This window comes from Caldicoprobacter guelmensis (assembly GCF_016908415.1).
Taxonomy (GTDB): Bacteria; Bacillota; Clostridia; order Caldicoprobacterales; family Caldicoprobacteraceae; genus Caldicoprobacter; species Caldicoprobacter guelmensis.
This window is the reverse complement of sequence record NZ_JAFBDW010000005.1, coordinates 39834-59180: the sequence shown is the minus strand read 5'-3', so window position 1 is coordinate 59180 and position 19347 is coordinate 39834. Positions and strand designations below refer to the sequence as shown.

Below are 19347 nucleotides of genomic sequence, written 5' to 3'. Positions count from 1 at the left end.
GGTGAATCTATCCCATTTGTCAAAAAAGCCTTATACCCGTAAACCAGGGTATAAGGCTTCTCTGCTTAAGGAATTTACCAGACTCTGATATAATTATTGCCTTTTTTCAAAAGTGTAATAGGACCTATTGGACTATTTTCACATCTCCTGTTATCTAGAAAATCGGTATCTAGAATTAATTCACTTCCATCGGGATTTTCAAACTCAGCATCAACAATACGTACTCTCTCCAACGTCTTTGTTGAGTGAATCTCCCCTGCAATGTCCTCAAAGCTGTCAGGCAGCTGGCAGGAAAGATAGACCTCTTCTCCTTTATCGATGATGCTGAGCTTTGGATCAAAGTCTCTATCAACTAACTTCTCTTTTTCCCTTTCAAAAGGCTCAGCCCCATTGAAGTATGCATTTTTGTTGATATAAACCGGCTGTTCAACCATTTGAAATACTTCAACATCGCCGTGTCTTTCGTGGACCTTTTCTATATACTCTTCTAAAGAAGTGGTATAACCGTTATAATGGGAAGTGCCTACATTTTCTAACCCTTCTTTCCCAATGAATATATTGTTATAAAAACGATCGTCCCCACCGTAGACAAATGCAAAACCTGCAACCTTTGTGCTATGCGGAAGATGATACTGTGTAGAACGATTTAACACTTTACGATGAACCATCTTTCCGGCGATTAAATTGTTTATATAAGCACCGCCCTGGGACATATTATCAATAGCATATTCAGAAGCCAATATATTATTATCCACCACGTAAGGCCCATGGCTTACCTCTACAAACAAATCCCTGTTGTTGTGATAAAACAGGTTTTTGCTCACCCTTGTCCCCTGGGCTTCCCAATCCAACCATAACCCTAAAGAGCAATTATGAATGCGGTTATGGTAAATCTGCACATCAATAGCAGCGTGCAGCTTTATGCCTGCAATTTCATGACCATAAAATTCACGTTTTATACCGATGTTATAAATATGATTATTATAGATCTTGCTGAACACACATCCTAAGTGGCCCACAATTGCATTTTGACCGCAGTCGTAAATCACATTATTTCGGATAATATGTGACCCTATCTTTTCTTTGGACCAGCCACTGCGTTCAGCGCTGAAAACAGCTTCCAACTGGTATTGATACCCGGGTTTGTCCTTTCGGATGGAACGGTAGAGGTGCCCCGTTGTGCCTTCTTTGCCGATGCTGATAGCGCTGCATTTGGCATCATGGATAATATTGTCTTCAATTATCCAACCCTTACTCCAATTTGGGCCAATTAGACCCGGTTGGTCAGCTGTGGGGGGTGCCCATGGCGTGGCTGCATGTGCCATCTCGAAACCCTTAACAGTTATATAATCTATACCTGTTTCGGTGGGATAGAAACAAGACCTGCGTACATTGATTTCAACAAATTCCTCATTGGGATTAGCACCATGAAAATTTGCATAAATTGTTGTCTTCTCAGCGTCTACTTCAGCATACCACACATATTTTGTCTGTTCCGGGTTGTGAACAGGAACAACTTTTTTAGTCCAATGATCCAGCACCTCTGTCCTGACCTGTGGATTGAGCAATTGCTCATAACTGCTGACCTCATAAAAGGACATGCCATTTAGGTATACCTCGCCCAAATGCTTCTTTTCCTCCACTGTAATAAGCCAGTCTCCAAATATCTCTTCCTTATAGGGGTTGAAGTCACCAAAAAAGGAATTGGGCAGCACGCACTTCCATATATTCCCTTCCACATGCTGCCAGGTTTGAATCCGCTCAGAGCCCTTGATAACTACTCTTTCACCTTCTGCTGCTTTGTAGGTGATTCTCCTTTTGTCGCTCAACCCTTTATACTTAGGCTTGACCCATTCTCGATATACTCCTTCATGAACTATAACGGTGTCACCAGGCATGGCAACAGAAGCAGCTTTATTTATGGTTAAAAATGGGTCTTGCAAAGTTCCTTTGCCTTGATCTGAGCCGTTTTTTGCTACATGATACTCCATCGTGCTTAAAACCTCCTTCATACCTGATTGATTTCATTATAACAAACAAAAGCCAAAATCTCCATAATATAAGTAATATATTTCAGGATCATATTAGCACTTATAAAGGAAATAAAATATGGTTTCAAACAAGGGATAAACGAAAAAGATTTATTTACGGTTTTTTTCGTAAAATTAGCATAAATACTGCATAAGCATTTTAATTTTTCAATGCCATCAAAAAACATGCCTATCTTGCAAATGCATTAAACGGATTCACCGTCATAATCTCATTAATGGTATTTTTATCAATTCCTGCAAGATGCAGTTTGGGCAGAAATTGGTCACAAATATATGTATAAGGCTGGGGATAATTCCCCTCAGGCTGGCCACACATATACCCAACTCTGTCCTGACTTAACAGTATTCTCTTCCCGTAACCTGCATCAAGCATCCTTCTTATAAGATTAATATATAGCTCCTCATTTCCGACACCAATGCCGTCATAGCTAATCCATGCCCCTCTTCTTGCCACCTCAAGATGAATTTCAAAATCTGTCTCGGCCTGTGCATGGATCCAGATGAAACGGTTTGCCTCATATCCCGCTTTTTCAATTATATCCAGCTGCTCTTTCACCACACTGCCTTTTATGGTATGGCTGCCTATAACCGCGTTTGTGGCAACTCCTGCTTTTGCCGCTGCCCTCAAAACCTTTTTTTCGCATTCTGTTAGTCCCTCATCACCCGCGCTCAGCTTGATCCAACCGGCCCGGACACCGCTTCCTTCAATGTCCCCGTTAAGTTCACCTTCCATCCATTCTTTCAGCTCTTGTTCCTCGGCATCATGTACCCAACGTGGGATCCACGGTTCTCTGTATACCCCCGTGGGAACCAGTATAGGGAATGATGCTGCCTCGGATACGGCTTTGACAATATCAGCCCGTCTGCCAACCCCTACGGTTGAACATTCCACAATAGCCGTTATTCCCGATCCCTTTGCTTTAACCAACGCGGGTGCAACCTGCCTTACAACATGGTCAACGTCTGCCTCAGCGTATCCGGGAGTATCCCATGTTCGCAGGTCAACAAACACATGCTCATGGGAAAGTATAAATCCCATCTCTTCAGAATTTCTCTCTCCAAGAGTTGTAATAAGCCTTTTCATACAGCCATGTCTCCCCCTTCTTTTAGGATATTCTCAAAAAGCCAGCTTTATATTTCGGGGTTCAGCTTTGGAGCTTCACTCCGACTTTATTGACGCCTTTCATATGCAGACTTCCATATATTAAAGCTTTACTTATTAGATGGTGTAAGCTAAAACCTCGCAGGTATTATCTAGACTGCCCAATTTTGTGATGCTGTTTAAAGTTATTATGACCTTTGCAGTAAAAATTTAACACAACATACAGATAAAAACCATGTTATATGACCCAGAAAATTTATTCCTCACGGCTAAAATCATACATATCTAGTTGACACACCAGCGAATAATATATTTATCATACTTAAATTCAAGGAGAGAACCGTAATATGAAAAATAAAATTGGTTGTTTATTAATACACGGCCTGGGAGGAAGACCGGCCGAAGTTGCTCCTTTGGCCAAATACATGCAAGCAAGGGGAATCACCACCTTTTCAGCGCAGTTAAAAGGACACACCGGCAACAAAAGTGACTTACAGGGTGTTTCATATCGTGAGTGGATCGAATCGGGGGAAAGAGCGTTTGAGCAATTAAGCAGATTTTGTCAAGATATATTTATAGTAGGTTTTTCAATGGGTGGACTGATTGCCGCAAATTTACCCCATTCCCACAACATTAAAGGCGTCATTACCGTAAACACCCCTATATACCCTGTAAATTTCAGCAGTATGGTCAAAAATTTAGTGGATGACCTAAAGGCAGGGAAATTTGATTATCTAAGGTCCTGTATCCTATCCTCCATCAAAATCCCTTTCTCAGCTTTAATAGAATTTCTGAAACTCTTAAACAATACAAAATTCAAATTTAAGGATTTATGCTATCCTTTATTTGTGGCTCAGGCAATGGAAGATGATGTAGTGCTACCCAAAAGTGCTTTGTATATCTATCATAATACCAATTCACCAAACAAAATTATAAAGTTTTATCAGAGAGCCAATCATTTTATATGCCACAGCCCCATTGCAGGCGAACTTTTCAACGATATACAAACTTTCATTGAGCAGCACAGTTAATATGCAAGTCTGGTGTCGGGCAGATTACAGTGCTATCCCATTGGTCACCCTCCGAATATCGATACCCCCACTTGGTATATTACAGCTAGCTGATAATCCACATTCCTCTTTTCATCATACGACTTTATGATATCTTATAATGTATCGGGTACTTTCACACTCTATATATCCCCCACCACACTGTTTGTGGCTACAGATTTTATAACTTTTCTCCACATCTCTTCAAAAAACCCAAAATAATAAACATTAAAATAATGGAGGCTACAAACACACCTATAATATACACAAAATTTACCACAGGAATAAAGGCTACAATAAATCCAAGCAAAACTGCGATCTGTAGCATCAAGTACTGACTCCACCGTCTATCAGCCTCTTCATATATATCCTGGTAGACATTGTTGCTCATTTCCTTGATCCCCATAAATAAGTAGTATACAATAGATAATTCCAGTATCAACGAAACAACACCTATTAATATACCTAGTATACCTGAAGCACCAAAATTAATGTTTATTCCTGAGCCCTGAACAGGTTTTTCATATATTGAAAAAATGGACAGTATAATCATTGGGATATTTAGCCCGGAAGCTTTATTGAAATACTCACTATTTGAAGCGAGAGCCCTGAAACCCGAAGCAAAAAATATATATCCCACAATATCCGGTAGAATATCAACGCCTTGTATCCTAAAATCCAACATTATAAATAGAAATCCCCAGTATAATTGTGTGAAACCCTTTTGATTCATAGTAACCTCACCCCAGTCCTTCTCTTATAATGTTTACAAGGCTTGCCTTATCATCCTTTTATCAACCTTCTAACCCCATATGAGTTCCCGTTAATACAATGTTGAACTGCTATTTTATGATGTTTTTGCTAGTGCATTGTATTTATTAAAACAAAGAAGTCAACATTAGTCTTTCTTTTAAATACCAAATATACCCTACCAAAAACTATTATACCATACTATCAGATTTTATGGCTAGCACTTAAATCAAACATAATTTTAATACATCTCCATAAATTTACATATATTATTACTTGACTTGCCGTAAATACAAACCCTACCTGATTATACCGAGGAACCAATAATCTCTTATAGCAATATTCTCTATATTAGAATATAATATTAGCTGATACTTCTGGCAGATAACCTTGAATCAGGGGTGATACATTTGAAGCTAAGAAATTTAAATACTTTCTTTTGCACTTCTCTACGATGGAAGGCAAATAAAAATGCCAAAAAGGTAGTAACTTTGGCTGCTGTCATAATCAGCATGTTTGTATTTCTATATTGTGAAAACAATTTAATAACTATTACGCGCATTAATGTTGAATCTAGTAAACTGCCCGATGGGTTTGATGGATATAAAATAATCCATATATCCGACCTTCACAGCAAAGAATTTGGCAGGGAACAGAAATACCTTGTACCCATAATCAAAAGCGAAAAACCTGAGCTATGGGTTTGACGTGGTTTTATCAGGGCATGCCCATGGAGGGCAGGTGAGACTCCCCTTTATAGGGAGATTAATCGCCCCCGAACAAGGACTGTTTCCCACATACACGGCAGGTAAATACGAGAAGGAAAACAGCGTTATGGTTGTCAGTCGGGGGCTGGGCAACAGCATTGCCCCCCAAAGACTTTTCAACCGTCCAGAAGTAGTCGTATTGACGTTAAAAAGAGAATGAGCTTCTATTTTAAAATTCACAAACAATTGTCCTCTAACAAAACTTTACCATATTTAATAAAATCGTGTTACTTTATACCTTGAAATCCTTTTTTTATTCTATGAACCAATGTCTTGTGCTGTTGGCTATCTTAACGAGGGTTAACATAATGGGAACTTCCGTCAGTACCCCCACCACCGTGGCCAGTGCCGCACCCGACTGAAGGCCAAAAAGTGAAATTGCAACTGCGACAGCTAACTCGAAAAAGTTGCTGGCGCCAATCATTGCTGCTGGTGCTGCGATGTTATGGGGTAACTTCCACGCCTTTGCCCACCCATATGCAATACCGAATATGAAGAAGGTCTGTATGGTCAACGGTACTGCTATAAGCAATATGTGCACTGGATTGTTTATGATTATTTCACCCTGGAAGGAGAAAATAATGATCAAAGTGAGAAGCAACCCTACTATAGTGGTATTGTCAAACTTTTTCAAAAACTGATTTTCAAAATATTCGATTCCCTTATTTTTAATAACATACTTTCTTGTCAAGTATCCTGCTGTTAAAGGAATAACCACAAAAAGTACGGTAGACAGTATCAAGGTACCATAGGGCACCATAACGTTGCTTACACCCAATAAAAACGCTACAATGGGAGTGAAAGCAAACAGGATTATAAGGTCGTTAACGGCCACCTGTACCAAAGTATATGCAGCATCGCCTTTGGTTAAATAACTCCAGACAAACACCATCGCCGTACAAGGCGCTGCTCCAAGCAACACGGCTCCTGCCAGATATTCTGTAGCAAGGTTCTCAGGTATAAATGCCTTAAATACGACTTTTAAAAAGAAGGCCGCTATCAAATACATGGTAAACGGCTTAATAAGCCAGTTTGTTACGCAGGTCACTATAAGCCCTTTGGGCTTCTTGGTTGCATTGACCACGCTGCCAAAATCTATCTTGAGCATCATGGGATAAATCATGAGCCATATCAATATTGCCACCGGTATGGAAACATTATAGTACTCGAACTTATTTAGCGTTTCGGGTATGGATGGTATATACTTCCCAATAAGTATGCCTGCTATAATACACAATATGACCCATATGGTGAGGTACTTTTCAAAAAATCCCAATCCTTTGGTATTTGCTTTGATATTGCTGTTTTCCATATACCAGCGCCTCCTCAAATTTCAAATATTTTTTTGCACTTCTCTTCGCCAAACTTCTTTAATATGATTATATGTGTATATAATCATATATTCTTCAACATTAAAAATCCATTCCAATTATAAGCCCTTATCTTCCTCGACAAATAAATTTTGACTCTCCTTCTCAAAATAAACCTTATTCCGCCTTAAGTCATCACAGGAAAGCTTGCTTTCCCTATACTGTCTCAATCTTTCCAAATCCGCTTTATATAATTCCTCCTTAATCAGCTCATTTTCTAATATATCTCTAATAAAACTGTACTTCTTTAATGTATCCTCATTAATCCTATAATAGACATACTGTGCCTTCTTGTAAAAGTCAACTATATTGGCATACATCAACCTATTAAGGTGTCGCGAGACATTAGATTGAGTAATGCCTAGAATTGTCTCAATTTCGCATACACATAACTCGCCGTACCTTAATAAGTTTAAAATTCGCAGCCGTGTTTCGTCAGACAATGCTTTTATTACCTTTATTAGGCTCATTCTCTTACCACCTTTATGATTATATTCGCTTATAAGCATATACTATGCGATTAATTTTTATTTGTCAATCTTCGTTTTAAATCTTTTCGATTGCCAAGCGTGTATTTATCGCAAAATTATCATAAAAATCCAATTATATCTTCTTCTTATATTTTTATCCTCTTTAAAATCACTGAAATAGCCACCAAAGCCGCTCCAACCACAAATAACACTACCCCAGGATGCCTTTCTTTATCTCTAACTATAGTTTCAATAATGCGTTTCATAACGATATTGTCTAAATTCAAGTAACAAAAAATTCATTTTGTCTTTATTTCATAAAAATCCCTCCCATAATTTTGTTTTTTGCATATATTTGTATATGTGTATATTTTATTAGAAAATCGTATTTGTCAATAAAAAATAGGGCCCCCATTTAAAAAATCTTCTTGGGACAGCCCTTCTTCTTAGTAAAAAATTTCATTTCGACTCTTTTTCTTTTTCCTCTTTATCCTGCGCAGCTTCGTCTTTATCTCTATCTTCATCTACAATCTCCACAGAACAACAACAACAACAACAAGATTTAGATGGTTTAAACAGCTTTGAAAAAATTGACTCCTTTTTTTCAGACATTTCAATCACCTCCAATTCATCGTGACTGAAATTCATTACATTATATGACACAAAACCTTCTAAAGGAATTTTGTCTCCATCTAGATCTACTTATATGATTATATTAAATACATATCCTGTAACAGTGGCCACCACGAAGATAGATACCACAAAAGCAATCACCATTTTCTTCTTACAAATTGAACTTAAAAGCAACAGCTCTGGAATGCTTGCCCCCGCTCCACCTATAATCAGCGCCATTACCGTGCCGTAACTCATACCCTTTGAAACCAACACCTGAGCAATGGGTATCATCGTTTCAGTTCGGATATACATTGGAATACCGATAATTGCAGCAATGGGTACTGAATACAAATTTGATTTCCCCGCCACTTTGATTATCAGACTTTCTGGAACAAATCCGTAGATGAACGCTCCAATGCCAGCTCCAATCAATAGATACGGAAACACCTGTTTAAACAATCCTATAGCATCAGTCAATGCAGACTTAATCACCATTTTGTTCTTTTCCAAAAACGATCCCTCAAGTTTATCATAAGTAATTTCTTCCTGCATTTCCCCTTTAATTGTCACTCTTTTAACTTCCTTTTCCATGCCAAGCTTATCAAGGAAAATGCCTATGATTACAGCAAATATAAAGGTAAATACCATATAAACAACCGTTACCTTAAGGCCGAAAAATGTAAGAAATAATGCTATAATCGCAGGATTTAGTATGGGTGAAGACATAAGGAAAGATATTGCACCACAAAACGGCGCTCCGCTTTTAAATAATCCTACCAAAATGGGTATTGTTGAACATGAACAAAAGGGTGTCACAGCGCCAAGTACTGCACCAAGAATGCTATTTAAACCCTTTCTAGGTGCCGAAAGAATCCTTTTTATTTTCTCCTTCGATATATATCTTTGAATAAGGGCCACCAGAAAACTTATGCCGATAAAAAGAAGTATAAGCTCCCCCATTATGGTAAGAAATACTTTTCCCGTATCCAGCAAATTAACCGTTGGCAACATTTTCTATCAATTCCTCCTGACTTATATTTCTGAATATTTCACACAGATAAGGATAAAGGTTACTCTCGGTGTTTAAGGAATAATAGTTCCAGACTGCCACCCGCTTTTTGTTGATTAAATTTGCATCGGAAAGCAATTTTAAGTGATACGAAATATTCGATTGACCCATATTAAAAAACTTGCAAATATCACATACGCATTTCTCTCCGTTTAAATATAAATACAAGAGAATTCTTAATCGGAATTCATCGGAAAGAGCTTTAAATTGATTGGCCTGCTGGTTTAATAACTTATTCATCATCGATGTATTCACCCCTTAGTTCCATATTATATATCAAATATTTTTTATGTCAATATCAAAAATATTTGATTACTAATTTGTGGATATTTCCCCCAATATGAGGTGTTTTATTTAGTTCGAAAAAGGAGCTTTAGCATAGGATAGCAAAAATAGAATAAAAGGTATAAAAAAGGAAAGGGCGATTTATCTTTTGCCCTTTTCCCGCATTGCTTTAAAAAATCTTTTGAGATTTTCCGGAAGCTCATACGCTTCTTCTTTGTTCCTATCGATATCCGATGAGCTATTACCACCATATACCTCTTTCAGTATTGCGTCGATTATCATAGCCTTAGGTGGAACAGTATATTCCTTGCCATTATATACCCATACACGGCAGTCAACCTCATCGCCACATAAATCACCGCATGATTCGCAAAGGGACTCTCTAACTTCCAACTGTACATCTTTCCCGTTAATTCGGATGGTAGGCGAACTCTTAAATCTGTATTGTATAGCCTTTTCTTCACTATCGATGTGAATTTTGTTTACAACAACTTCGGCTCCTGTCAATTCAAGCACTTTCGCAACATCGGAAACAGCTTCTTCAAGGCTCCCCTCGGTCCCTTTACACCTTTCACATACGTTTAGATCCAAGTACATAAAATCGATTACAATTTTTTTCTTTTTTACGTTATCATTTTGTTCCCCACATCCGCAAGTTATATTGCAACAATTGCTATTTAACCGAGTTTCACAACACCTCATAATAAAAACCTCCCTCTATAAAATTTAATTCAATTTTATAGACGGAGGTTTCTCAAAAAGGACGCAAATGATTAAAAAGTTCTAGCAGTACTTACAATTGTCCTCTTTATGCTGATATTCAATAATGTTGCCATACACATCAAATTGAAACTTACAGCACTCAAGAAACTTCTTCTTCAGCATGGCTTTCCCGCGTTGAACTCTCGACTTAGCTCCTGATATGGACATTCCGAGTTTCCTAGCCAGTTCTTTTTGTGTCAAACCACCTAATTCTGTCAGCTTAACAGCCTGCTTATATTTACCCGGAAGGCTCTCGAGTATACTTTTAAGGCATAACACCAATTCATTAATCATTTCACCTTCATCACTATCAGTTATATCCGTTTCGGATAAGTCCGAGATTTCAATCGTATCTCTTTTGGCCCTATAATAATCGGCAATTGTATTTCTTGTTATTTGATATATCCATGCATATATTCTACCACTATCCTTTATCTGGTCAATGTTTGAGCATATTTTCAAAAACACATCCTGGAGGATATCTTCCGCATCCTGTCTGTTTCCTACTTTTTTTAAAATAAAGGTTTTCAGCTTGGGGCTTAACTCCTCCCACAAAATACCAACATCATCGCTCATGGCTTAATACCTCCCTCGTCACATTACAGAATCGTTTAAAGCACTGTTAAAAACGTTTTATCATTGAACTTTTTATTCAAATTATAAATGAGCAAAAATGCTTCCAGTAAATTTCCATTTGGTATTTCTGAGAGATATAAAGTTTTCCAGAATACAAAATGATGGGATGACACACTCCAATAAATCAAGTATGGTAATTAATTACCAGAAAATCTGCTCATTTATAGATTCAAATAATATTATTCCATTTTTACCGCCATTCCACAGCATTCCTTTACACAGGTCCCACAACCTGAACATTTAGCATAATCTATTTCTATTCTGCCCCCCAAAGGCTCTTTATCATCCTCAACATAAATTACTGCATTATTAGGGCATGCAATTATAGCTTTGCAAATATTTGCCTGCGCAGGACATCTCTCTTTTATCACAACCGGTCTCACATCTTTCGCCTCCCCCAAAATTTTTCATTATTACATACGCTGCTCAACTCTTCTTATTGCTACCCCTTTCCCGCTTAACCTTTATCTACCACCACTTTATATTCTTGGCTTTGTCAGTTAAAGTCCCAAAAACGTTAAAATCAAGCCATTTTTCCTCTTTAAAACGCGCAAATTGTATCCACACCTATCCCCTACCATGTAAAAGTCTTTGCTTCTTCAATGGATAGGACATTCTTGGATGACGCCATTCGTAATACCCTTAAAATTTTAGTCGCTACTTCGCTTAGTTTCATCTTGGTCAAGTAAAGTTACCCGTTTATTTCCACCTCCTTAAACATTATCGAATTTAAAGCCTCCCTATTTCCTTGTAATTATTCCCATTTACTTTTCGAAAGTGTTCATGTTTTATCTATTTTGCAAGCAAAATTCACTTTATCTTCATAGCTTCATCTATTTTTTTCATAACTTTTACAGCTATTCTTATGCATTCTTTTGCATCTTCCTTGCTCACCAAAAGAGGATCCTCTGCAGGATATCTGGTTTCAATATAATTATGTATTCACAAAAGCCATGTCCTTAATAAATTCACCTAAATCCTTATTATAAGCCATAGCCTTTTTGCAAAGCCTAACCAAATTATGCCCTTCCAAAAGCTCTCCCGCAGCATATATAAGAAAACCCTTTAGATATTTCTCTATAGCTTGTTGACAATGAAAACATATTATGCCATTATCACCATCATGCTCATACAAAATTTCGGTACTTCTTATATCCTTTTTCGCCATTTCAAACCATTCCTTATATTTCATAGAATCAACCAAGTAAACTCACCCCAGTCCTTCTTATAATATTTGCAAAGCTTGTCTTATCATCCTTATATCTTGACCACTCGAAAGGAGTATATATGACTATATCCAAATCAACGTCATATTCTATATCAACAAGCATCTCTCTTAATGTTTGCCTCTTATCAGGTGTATCCAAGATTACACAAATATCTATGTCACTATCCCGCTTGGCCAACCCTTTCGCGCATGAACCAAAAAGAATAATATCATCTGGATTGTACTTATTTATAATCTGGTTTTTTATCTTTTCAATCTCATCATAATGATACATATCATCACCTTATAACTCTGTACGAGTTCCTGTTACTTCAATGTCAAACTACTATTTTTTATTTTTATAACCTTTGTACTAACACATTCTAGTAAATAGTAAAGGACTAGGCTCAAAGCTTTTTAATACCAAATATACCCTATATCGAAAATTATTATACCATACTATAAGGTTTTTCATCGTTAGCACCCCTATTTTTTCAGCCTAAGCATTACACAACTTTATTTTAATTTTAACACAACTTATCCCTTATCCCCTACTCCAAAATCAAATTTTCTTGATCCTTTTTCCCAAAAACCTTGATCCTAACTATGTCCTCTTCAAACAAACTCTTATCATTTTTCAAAAAAACTCGTGTCACTTGATACCTTCTAACCCTTGATCCTTAAACCCTTGTCAATCTCTGGCATATTCCCTTCTTTTACCTCATCTAAAATATTTGTCACTTTTGTCCCTAAAATGTGCTCAAAAAAATAAAAAATTGTCGTGGCAAAATTAAAAAAATGTTGTGGTGCAACAGGTTCAAGGAACAAGGAAAAAGGGATAAGTAGCTGCGTCACTTATCCCTTTCAACCCTTCATTTTTAAGGCTTTTCGGGCTCCTTTTACAATTTCTTTTACCGAATCTTTTCCCTTCTTTTTCCACTTAACCCTTTCTCCTGACACGTCTTTCTTTTAAGTAACACGAGTTTTTTTGAAATGCACAAAATCCCAAAACCCTCCTTACATCTCTCGCCGACCCTCTAGCGCTTTTGACAAGGTAACCTCATCGGCATACTCTAAATCCCCACCCACAGGCAAGCCATGAGCGATACGGGTAACCCTTATACCCATTGGTTTAAGCAATTTCGATATATACACAGCCGTTGCCTCTCCTTCCACATCGGGATTGGTAGCCAGTATAACCTCCTTCACTGTATCTCCACTCACCCGCGCAATAAGCTCCTTTATCCTTATATCGTCGGGACCTATTCCGTTCATTGGAGATATAACACCGTGAAGTACGTGATATAGTCCCTGAAAATCTCGCGTCTTTTCCATAGCTATGACATCCCGTGGGTCTTCTACTACACAAATTACTGAAGAATTCCTCTGAGGATTGGAACATATCCTGCAAGGATTGACATCAGTGATATTCTGACATATAGAGCAATACCTGATCTTGCTTTTCACCTCAGCAATAGCGCTGGCAAGCTGGTTTACCTGCTCGTCAGGCATGTTTATTATATAAAACGCCAATCGCTGAGCAGTCTTATTTCCTATGCCTGGAAGCTTAGACAGCTCACTTATCAGCCGCGCAATGGGTTCGACATAGTAATCCATACCACTACCTCGCTCGAATTATTCTTTTTCTTCTCCTGTAAACCATACCGCATAGATCTTTAATAACCCAATTATTATATTTAATTGTCGGCAGTACACTAATGTCAGTTTATCAGCTCAAACATTACAGTCAAATTCATGCTAGAACAGGCCAGGTATAGACAAACCTCCCGTTAGCTTGCTCATCTCTTCCTGCACCATCTCTTCCGCACGCCTCAAAGCCTCATTCACAGCCGCTAATATGAGGTCTTGCAGCATTTCAACATCATCGGGGTCCACAGCCTCAGGTGCAATCTTGATGTCAACAACCTCCTTCTTCCCATTGGCCACAACGGTAACCACACCACCACCGGCGGAAGCTTCAACCGTCTTTTGTTCCAACTCCTCTTGAAGCTTGACCATCTGCTCCTGCAGTTTTTTTGCCTGCTTCATGAGCTGATTCATATTGCCCATTCCAGGGAAACCACCCGGGAACCCGCCTTTTGCCATAACTTTATTCCTCCTTTTCCACTCACATCAATGCAAACTCTTTTCTCTATTATATTGGCTTTCCCATCAATCATCAACTATTTCCACAAAATCCTCACCAAATATATCTATGGCTTTCTCTATTATGTCATCATTCCGAGACTTTTTTCCCACTTCATCAGAGACCTTTTGATCAGCCAAGACGCATCGAACCTTGACCTGTCTACCTATCACCATTTCAATAACCTTCTCAATAAAACTCCTATTTTCTTCTCTGTTTATAGACTCCATAAAAAATTGTTGGTCCGCAGAAAAACTCAAAAGCGCCTTGTCTTTGCCATCCAGTACAAATCTACAATCCTTTAAAAACCCGTATAACGCTATACGCTCCTTTTTAATGATTTCCAGTGCCTTTTCCCAAATATGCGCTGTCGCGCTTTCATCCCCATCATCGCCCTTATCAATTTCTTTCTTTTCCACTACTTTCTTCTCCTCAGCCGCTTGAGATTTATCTGCAGTTAGTGCACCCTTTTTAGAATGCAATGATGTCTGTTTAAATTCTACACCACCTGCAATCTGCTGTTCCAGCTTTGCCACCCTGTCCAGCAAAGCATCCAACGTTACCTCTTGCTCCGGCCTGCAAATCTTCACCAGGGCCATCTCTAGCGAAACTCTAGGCTGAGAGCTCCATCTCATTTCTGACTCCGCACTACACAAAATATCTATAGCCCTTGTTAACCTCTCCTGGCTGGCCTTTTGTGCCTGTTCCCTGTAGGCTTTAAAGGTATCTTCGCCCGCATCAAGTAGTTGTGCTCCATCATTACATACCTTTATGACCAACAAATTCCTCATATGGTTTATCAAGTCCTTCAAAAATACGCTCACATCGCGCCCATCATTTATAAGCTGTTCAACCTGATAAAACAGCTCAGATACATTTCCTTCTATTATGTTCTCGGCTACAGCAAAGACAAACCCTTGGTCTGCCGTCCCCACCACTGCCAGCACATCCTCATTGGTAACAACATCGCCACAAAAGCCTATACACTGGTCCAAAAGGCTCAACGCATCCCTCATGCTTCCTTCAGCCCAACGGGCAATAGTATACAAAGCCTCGCTTTCAACCTGTACCCCTGTTCGTTTGGCTATTTCCGCCAACCTGCTTACAATCGATTTGTTGGAAATCCTCTTAAAGTTAAACCTCTGGCATCTTGATAGAATAGTGGCCGGCATTCGGTGCGGCTCTGTGGTAGCCAAGATGAATATTATATGCGCCGGTGGCTCCTCCAGCGTTTTAAGCAAAGCATTAAAAGCCCCGGTTGAGAGCATATGAACCTCATCTATGATATATACCTTGTAACGCCCAACCACAGGAGGGTACTTAACCTTGTCCCGCAATTCCCTTATCTCATCCACTCCATTATTTGAAGCAGCGTCTATCTCGATTATATCCATGTTGCTATCTGTTGATAGTTTTAAGCACGTTTCACATTTAAGACATGGATTCCCATCTATTGGATTTAAACAGTTAACAGCCTTCGCAAAAACCTTGGCTGTGCTCGTCTTGCCCGTTCCCCGAGAACCACAAAACAGATAGGCGTGTGCAATACGGTTGCTCTTTATCTGATTCTTCAGTATCCGTATGGTAGCATCCTGTCCCACCACTTCGTCAAAGGTTTCAGGCCGCCACTGACGATACAGAGCCGTATACCTCAAAACGCTCACCTGCTCCCTGTTATAGAATATAAGCTAAATAACACTCATTAAAAGATTTAGGCCACTAAAATTTTAGATTGTGTCAACAAAAATTCACAATATTAAAAGAAGACCTTTTAGGTAGTACACTTCAACAAAAATATCAAAACCCAGCCTAATCTATTATAACACAAACAGCTATAAAATGTAGCCAAAAAAAATAAACAAGCCGCAAGGGACTCGCGGCTTGTTGTTATGGTAATGCCGTGCACCTGCCTTCGATTCAACGCCTACAGGCGGGAACCAAACAGTTTACTCCGACCAGGCTACCCTGCGGCACACGAAAACATCTACTTACTGCTGCTTCCTTCCGGACCTGACAGGGTTCGTAGAGTTTCGTTGCACAGGACCCAGTCATCTTCGTAACTTATTTGGCCCCAGACCCTACAAGCGCCAACCTCCAGCAGGAATTCGACCCCGCTATAGCGGATTGCGGGCTACAGGGCACCGCTAACTCCCCGTCTAGCACGGCAATTCTAAATCAAGGTAAAAGTAGTGTTCCCTTTGGCATATTTAATTATACTCTCATCCCATAGCGTTTGCAACATAAAAATTCTTGCCAATTTTGCTGAACACCATTTAACTCCAAATATAAACATGATTTAAACCTCTTGATTTTTTAGGAGTTACGAGGTATACTATTACAGTGCTAAAATATATTTGACGTGGAGAGATGGCTGAGTGGTCGAAGGCGCACGACTGGAAATCGTGTGTACCCCCAAAAAGGGGTACCGAGGGTTCGAATCCCTCTCTCTCCGCCAGAGGAAAAGGCTTCCAGGGTTGCCTGGAGGCCTTACACTTTAAGGAGGTAAAAATATGAGTTTCACCTTTGCAGTAATAACATGTTCAGACAAATGCTCACAAGGACTGCGTGAGGACCTAAGCGGCAAACAGCTCATCGAGGTACTTCAAGCTCAAGGTTTTTCAAATGTATATTATAAGATAGTACCTGATGAAAAACAGCAGATAAAAGAGGCCTTAATCGAAGCGACAAGGATAGGAGCCAACCTCATTTTGACAACCGGCGGTACGGGATTTTACCAGAGGGATGTAACTCCTGAGGCAACCCTTGAGCTGATTGAAAAACAAACGCCGGGCATCTCAGAACTTATAAGGTACGAAACCGGCAAAATCACAAAAAGAAGCTACCTCTCCCGCGGCATTTCGGGCATCTATAAAAACAGCCTTATAATCAACCTTCCAGGCTCACCAAAAGCCGCGGTAGAGTGCATCCAGGCAGTCCTTCCCATACTAGAGCACGGACTAAATGTTCTCCTCGAAAATGAAAAGGAATGCGGCCGCGACGGCAATTCATAGGGTGTTGCTTGTAATTCACATGAACTGCTAACCAGTTTAGCAATTTTAGCAAATCATTTTCATCTTGAAGAAAAAGGTAACACTAGCAATGTACCAGGTCAAAGAAACGCAATAAACAGAGCCAGCAAGGAGCCAAAAAGCTCCCATTCACCAAAAATATTTATACTCCAAACCTAGCTCAATCCATAACCTCAATACAGTCGCCCACCTTTATTTTTCCGCCCCTAAGCACCCTGGCGAACAGGCCTTCTCGAGGCATTATACAAACCCCCACAGTCCGGGCTATCTCGCAACCCTCACCGTGGCATTTTTTCCCTATTTGGCTTATCTCAAGCACTGCTTGGCCCCCAATTTTAAGCCTTGTACCAATCTCAATTTTGCCCAAATCAAGCCCCTCGGTTGTAATGTTTTCAGCAAACTTCCCAAAACAAAGGCCTTTTAGTCCATACTGCTCCATTTTCCTTATGCTCTCAACGTCAAGCAGGCTAACCTGCCTGTGCCCTGGTCCTGCATGAGCATCCCCTTCTATCCCGAAATCCTCTATCAACACCGCCTCGCTTATAGGCTGTTTGATAGTACCTTTCTGCTTGCTTATGTTAATTGAAACAACCCTGCCCAGTCCTTTATCGCTTTTCGAAAACGTACCCTCAAGCGACCAGTCGCCCGACTTTCCGCCCTTCTTCTCTATCACCTTTACGTCAGTTATTACCATGTTTTTCTCTATTGCCTTGCACATGTCATAAATCGTTTCCAAGAATATCAAAACCGCGGTAAGGGCCTCCATTTCAACCCCGGTGTGAGCAGCACATTTCACCTCGGATACCGCTTCTATATACCCATGCTCCTGGTCTACAGAATACGAGATATCCACATGTGATAAAAATACGTTGTGACAAAGAGGAATAAGCTCCGAAGTCTTTTTGGCAGCCATTATGCCGGCAAGCTTTGCTGTAGCAAATATATCCCCTTTTGGTATATCAGAATTCCGTATTGCGGCCATAACTCTTTCCCCTACGTATATCCTGCCGCTCGCCTTTGCAACCCTGTAGGTTACATCTTTTTGCGAAACATCCACCATCTGAGGCAAACCTTCACCGTTTAAATGGGAAAAATCCATCGCCTTTCAACCTCCTATCTTAAACATCATTGTGCTTGTGGCTGCACTCCTTGCAAATTTCTTTTGCATGACAAACTGATTTATCTTCTCAACCAAAACGTCCTCTGAGGTAAGATATTCTTTAAGGTCAAATCCATTTTCATCAAAAAGGCAGTTGTACAGGACGCCTCTTGATGAGACCCTCACCTTATTGCATCGGCTGCAAAAGTGTTCCGACATCGCTTTTATAAAACCCACAACAGCCTCAAAGTCCTCAATGTAATAGTATTCTGCAACAGATTTTTCACAGTCATCAACCTTTTGAAAGCCTTTAAACTTTTTCAAGACGTTGCGCGTGCTCACAAACTCCTTATTAAATATGCGGTTGGCCACTCCAATGGGCATAAGCTCAATAAACCTTACAATGACATCGTTGCCTTTGGCAAACAAAATTAAATTCTCCACCTCATCGGAGTTCACCGTTTTCAATAAAACCGTATTGAGCTTTACCTTTTTATACTTCGACAACGCCTTAATGGCGTTTATCACCACATCCAATCCATCCACTCCGGTCAACCGCCGGTACTTTTCCCTGTCCAGCGTATCAAGAGAAACATTAATGCCTTCCAGCTTGCTTTCGATGATTTTCCGTATACAATCATCATTTAAAAAACCGTTGGTAGTGACGTTTATGTTCTTTATCCCCAAACCATAAGCAAAGTCCACTATCTCAAAAATATCATCTCTCAAAAAAGGTTCACCGCCGGTAAGCCTGAGCTTCTTTATGCCCAGGGTTTTAAAAGCCGAGATTATCTTAAAAAAGTCCTGGGTTGTAAGCTCGCCGGCCTGAGCTTCAAAAGCACACGCATCCTTTGTCCTACAATATCTGCAGAAAAAATTGCACCTCTCAGTCACTGAAAGCCTCAAATATTCAATTTCCCTTGAAAATCCGTCTCGCATC

At 39.5% G+C, this 19347-nt stretch carries 22 protein-coding genes, 1 tRNA gene, 1 other RNA gene and 1 pseudogene; 4 read left to right on the top strand and 21 right to left on the bottom strand.

Going from position 1 to position 19347, the window contains the following annotated elements; all coding sequences use genetic code 11:
* Positions 1-74: 74 nt before the first annotated feature.
* Together JOD02_RS08100 and JOD02_RS08095 are read right to left on the bottom strand one after the other, a co-directional pair.
* Positions 75-1991: a right-handed parallel beta-helix repeat-containing protein gene (locus JOD02_RS08100; protein WP_204488600.1), complete on the bottom strand. Its 1917-nt coding sequence runs from the start codon at positions 1989-1991 to the stop codon at positions 75-77.
* A 229-nt stretch (positions 1992-2220) separates the two neighbouring features.
* Positions 2221-3135, bottom strand: a complete 915-nt coding sequence (locus JOD02_RS08095) for a phosphotriesterase family protein (RefSeq protein ID WP_204488598.1) — start codon at positions 3133-3135, stop codon at positions 2221-2223.
* A gap of 365 nt (positions 3136-3500) precedes the next feature.
* Here JOD02_RS08095 and JOD02_RS08090 point away from each other — a divergent pair, with 365 nt between their 5' ends.
* Positions 3501-4184, top strand: a complete 684-nt coding sequence (locus tag JOD02_RS08090; protein ID WP_204488596.1) for an alpha/beta hydrolase — start codon at positions 3501-3503, stop codon at positions 4182-4184.
* Between the two features lie 199 nt (positions 4185-4383).
* Here JOD02_RS08090 and JOD02_RS08085 read toward each other — a convergent pair whose 3' ends face one another.
* A complete protein-coding gene (locus JOD02_RS08085; RefSeq protein WP_204488594.1) occupies positions 4384-4935 on the bottom strand; it encodes a hypothetical protein in 552 nt (183 codons plus the stop codon).
* Between the two features lie 529 nt (positions 4936-5464).
* Between JOD02_RS08085 and JOD02_RS11925 the strand changes: the two are divergent.
* A pseudogene (locus JOD02_RS11925) lies at positions 5465-5879 on the top strand (hypothetical protein).
* Between the two features lie 93 nt (positions 5880-5972).
* Here JOD02_RS11925 and arsB read toward each other — a convergent pair.
* From arsB to ffs, 16 genes are all read right to left on the bottom strand, one after another.
* Complete coding sequence (gene arsB / locus JOD02_RS08075) at positions 5973-7031, bottom strand: ACR3 family arsenite efflux transporter (protein ID WP_204488592.1); 1059 nt, start codon at positions 7029-7031, stop codon at positions 5973-5975.
* A gap of 117 nt (positions 7032-7148) precedes the next feature.
* Positions 7149-7559 carry an ArsR/SmtB family transcription factor gene (locus JOD02_RS08070; protein ID WP_204488590.1) on the bottom strand — a complete coding sequence of 137 codons (411 nt, stop codon included), beginning with the start codon at positions 7557-7559 and terminating at the stop codon, positions 7149-7151.
* Positions 7560-8018: 459 nt separating this feature from the next.
* Positions 8019-8171 carry a hypothetical protein gene (locus JOD02_RS08065; RefSeq protein WP_204488588.1) on the bottom strand — a complete coding sequence of 51 codons (153 nt, stop codon included), beginning with the start codon at positions 8169-8171 and terminating at the stop codon, positions 8019-8021.
* Between the two features lie 90 nt (positions 8172-8261).
* Complete coding sequence (locus tag JOD02_RS08060; protein ID WP_204488587.1) at positions 8262-9185, bottom strand: permease; 924 nt, start codon at positions 9183-9185, stop codon at positions 8262-8264.
* Entirely contained in the window at positions 9169-9483 is a 315-nt protein-coding gene (locus JOD02_RS08055) for an ArsR/SmtB family transcription factor (protein WP_204488939.1), read from the bottom strand. The genes JOD02_RS08060 and JOD02_RS08055 overlap by 17 nt, the downstream gene beginning before the upstream one ends.
* A gap of 186 nt (positions 9484-9669) precedes the next feature.
* Positions 9670-10230 carry a DUF2703 domain-containing protein gene (locus tag JOD02_RS08050; protein WP_204488585.1) on the bottom strand — a complete coding sequence of 187 codons (561 nt, stop codon included), beginning with the start codon at positions 10228-10230 and terminating at the stop codon, positions 9670-9672.
* Positions 10231-10311: 81 nt separating this feature from the next.
* Positions 10312-10866, bottom strand: coding sequence for an RNA polymerase sigma factor SigZ (gene sigZ / locus JOD02_RS08045; RefSeq protein ID WP_204488583.1), 555 nt, complete (start codon positions 10864-10866; stop codon positions 10312-10314).
* Between the two features lie 239 nt (positions 10867-11105).
* Complete coding sequence (locus JOD02_RS08040) at positions 11106-11309, bottom strand: hypothetical protein (protein ID WP_204488582.1); 204 nt, start codon at positions 11307-11309, stop codon at positions 11106-11108.
* A gap of 427 nt (positions 11310-11736) precedes the next feature.
* Positions 11737-11820, bottom strand: coding sequence for a hypothetical protein (locus tag JOD02_RS11685; RefSeq protein ID WP_341534572.1), 84 nt, complete (start codon positions 11818-11820; stop codon positions 11737-11739).
* A gap of 40 nt (positions 11821-11860) precedes the next feature.
* Entirely contained in the window at positions 11861-12118 is a 258-nt protein-coding gene (locus tag JOD02_RS11680) for a HEPN domain-containing protein (protein WP_279380681.1), read from the bottom strand.
* Between the two features lie 4 nt (positions 12119-12122).
* Positions 12123-12428 (bottom strand): nucleotidyltransferase domain-containing protein, encoded by a 306-nt coding sequence (locus JOD02_RS08030; RefSeq protein WP_204488580.1) that lies wholly within the window; start codon positions 12426-12428, stop codon positions 12123-12125.
* Positions 12429-12950: 522 nt separating this feature from the next.
* Complete coding sequence (locus tag JOD02_RS11675) at positions 12951-13073, bottom strand: hypothetical protein (protein WP_279380680.1); 123 nt, start codon at positions 13071-13073, stop codon at positions 12951-12953.
* A 77-nt stretch (positions 13074-13150) separates the two neighbouring features.
* Positions 13151-13750: a recombination mediator RecR gene (gene recR / locus JOD02_RS08025; RefSeq protein WP_204488578.1), complete on the bottom strand. Its 600-nt coding sequence runs from the start codon at positions 13748-13750 to the stop codon at positions 13151-13153.
* 141 nt (positions 13751-13891) lie between these two features.
* Positions 13892-14239 carry a YbaB/EbfC family nucleoid-associated protein gene (locus JOD02_RS08020; protein WP_204488576.1) on the bottom strand — a complete coding sequence of 116 codons (348 nt, stop codon included), beginning with the start codon at positions 14237-14239 and terminating at the stop codon, positions 13892-13894.
* Between the two features lie 66 nt (positions 14240-14305).
* On the bottom strand, positions 14306-15934 hold the full coding sequence (gene dnaX, locus JOD02_RS08015) for a DNA polymerase III subunit gamma/tau (RefSeq protein ID WP_204488575.1): 1629 nt from the start codon (positions 15932-15934) through the stop codon (positions 14306-14308).
* A gap of 243 nt (positions 15935-16177) precedes the next feature.
* Positions 16178-16444: signal recognition particle sRNA large type (gene ffs / locus JOD02_RS08010), an RNA gene on the bottom strand.
* Between the two features lie 196 nt (positions 16445-16640).
* On the opposite strand from ffs, the gene JOD02_RS08005 reads away from it, so the two are divergent.
* Together JOD02_RS08005 and JOD02_RS08000 are read left to right on the top strand one after the other, a co-directional pair.
* Positions 16641-16734: transfer RNA gene (locus tag JOD02_RS08005), tRNA-Ser, on the top strand.
* 55 nt (positions 16735-16789) lie between these two features.
* Positions 16790-17290 (top strand): MogA/MoaB family molybdenum cofactor biosynthesis protein, encoded by a 501-nt coding sequence (locus JOD02_RS08000; RefSeq protein WP_204488573.1) that lies wholly within the window; start codon positions 16790-16792, stop codon positions 17288-17290.
* A gap of 178 nt (positions 17291-17468) precedes the next feature.
* Here the strand turns inward: JOD02_RS08000 and JOD02_RS07995 are convergent, their stop codons facing one another.
* Complete coding sequence (locus JOD02_RS07995; protein ID WP_204488571.1) at positions 17469-18407, bottom strand: cyclic pyranopterin monophosphate synthase MoaC/MOSC-domain-containing protein; 939 nt, start codon at positions 18405-18407, stop codon at positions 17469-17471.
* 6 nt (positions 18408-18413) lie between these two features.
* Positions 18414-19346 carry a GTP 3',8-cyclase MoaA gene (moaA, locus tag JOD02_RS07990; protein ID WP_204488569.1) on the bottom strand — a complete coding sequence of 311 codons (933 nt, stop codon included), beginning with the start codon at positions 19344-19346 and terminating at the stop codon, positions 18414-18416.
* Position 19347: the final 1 nt, after the last annotated feature.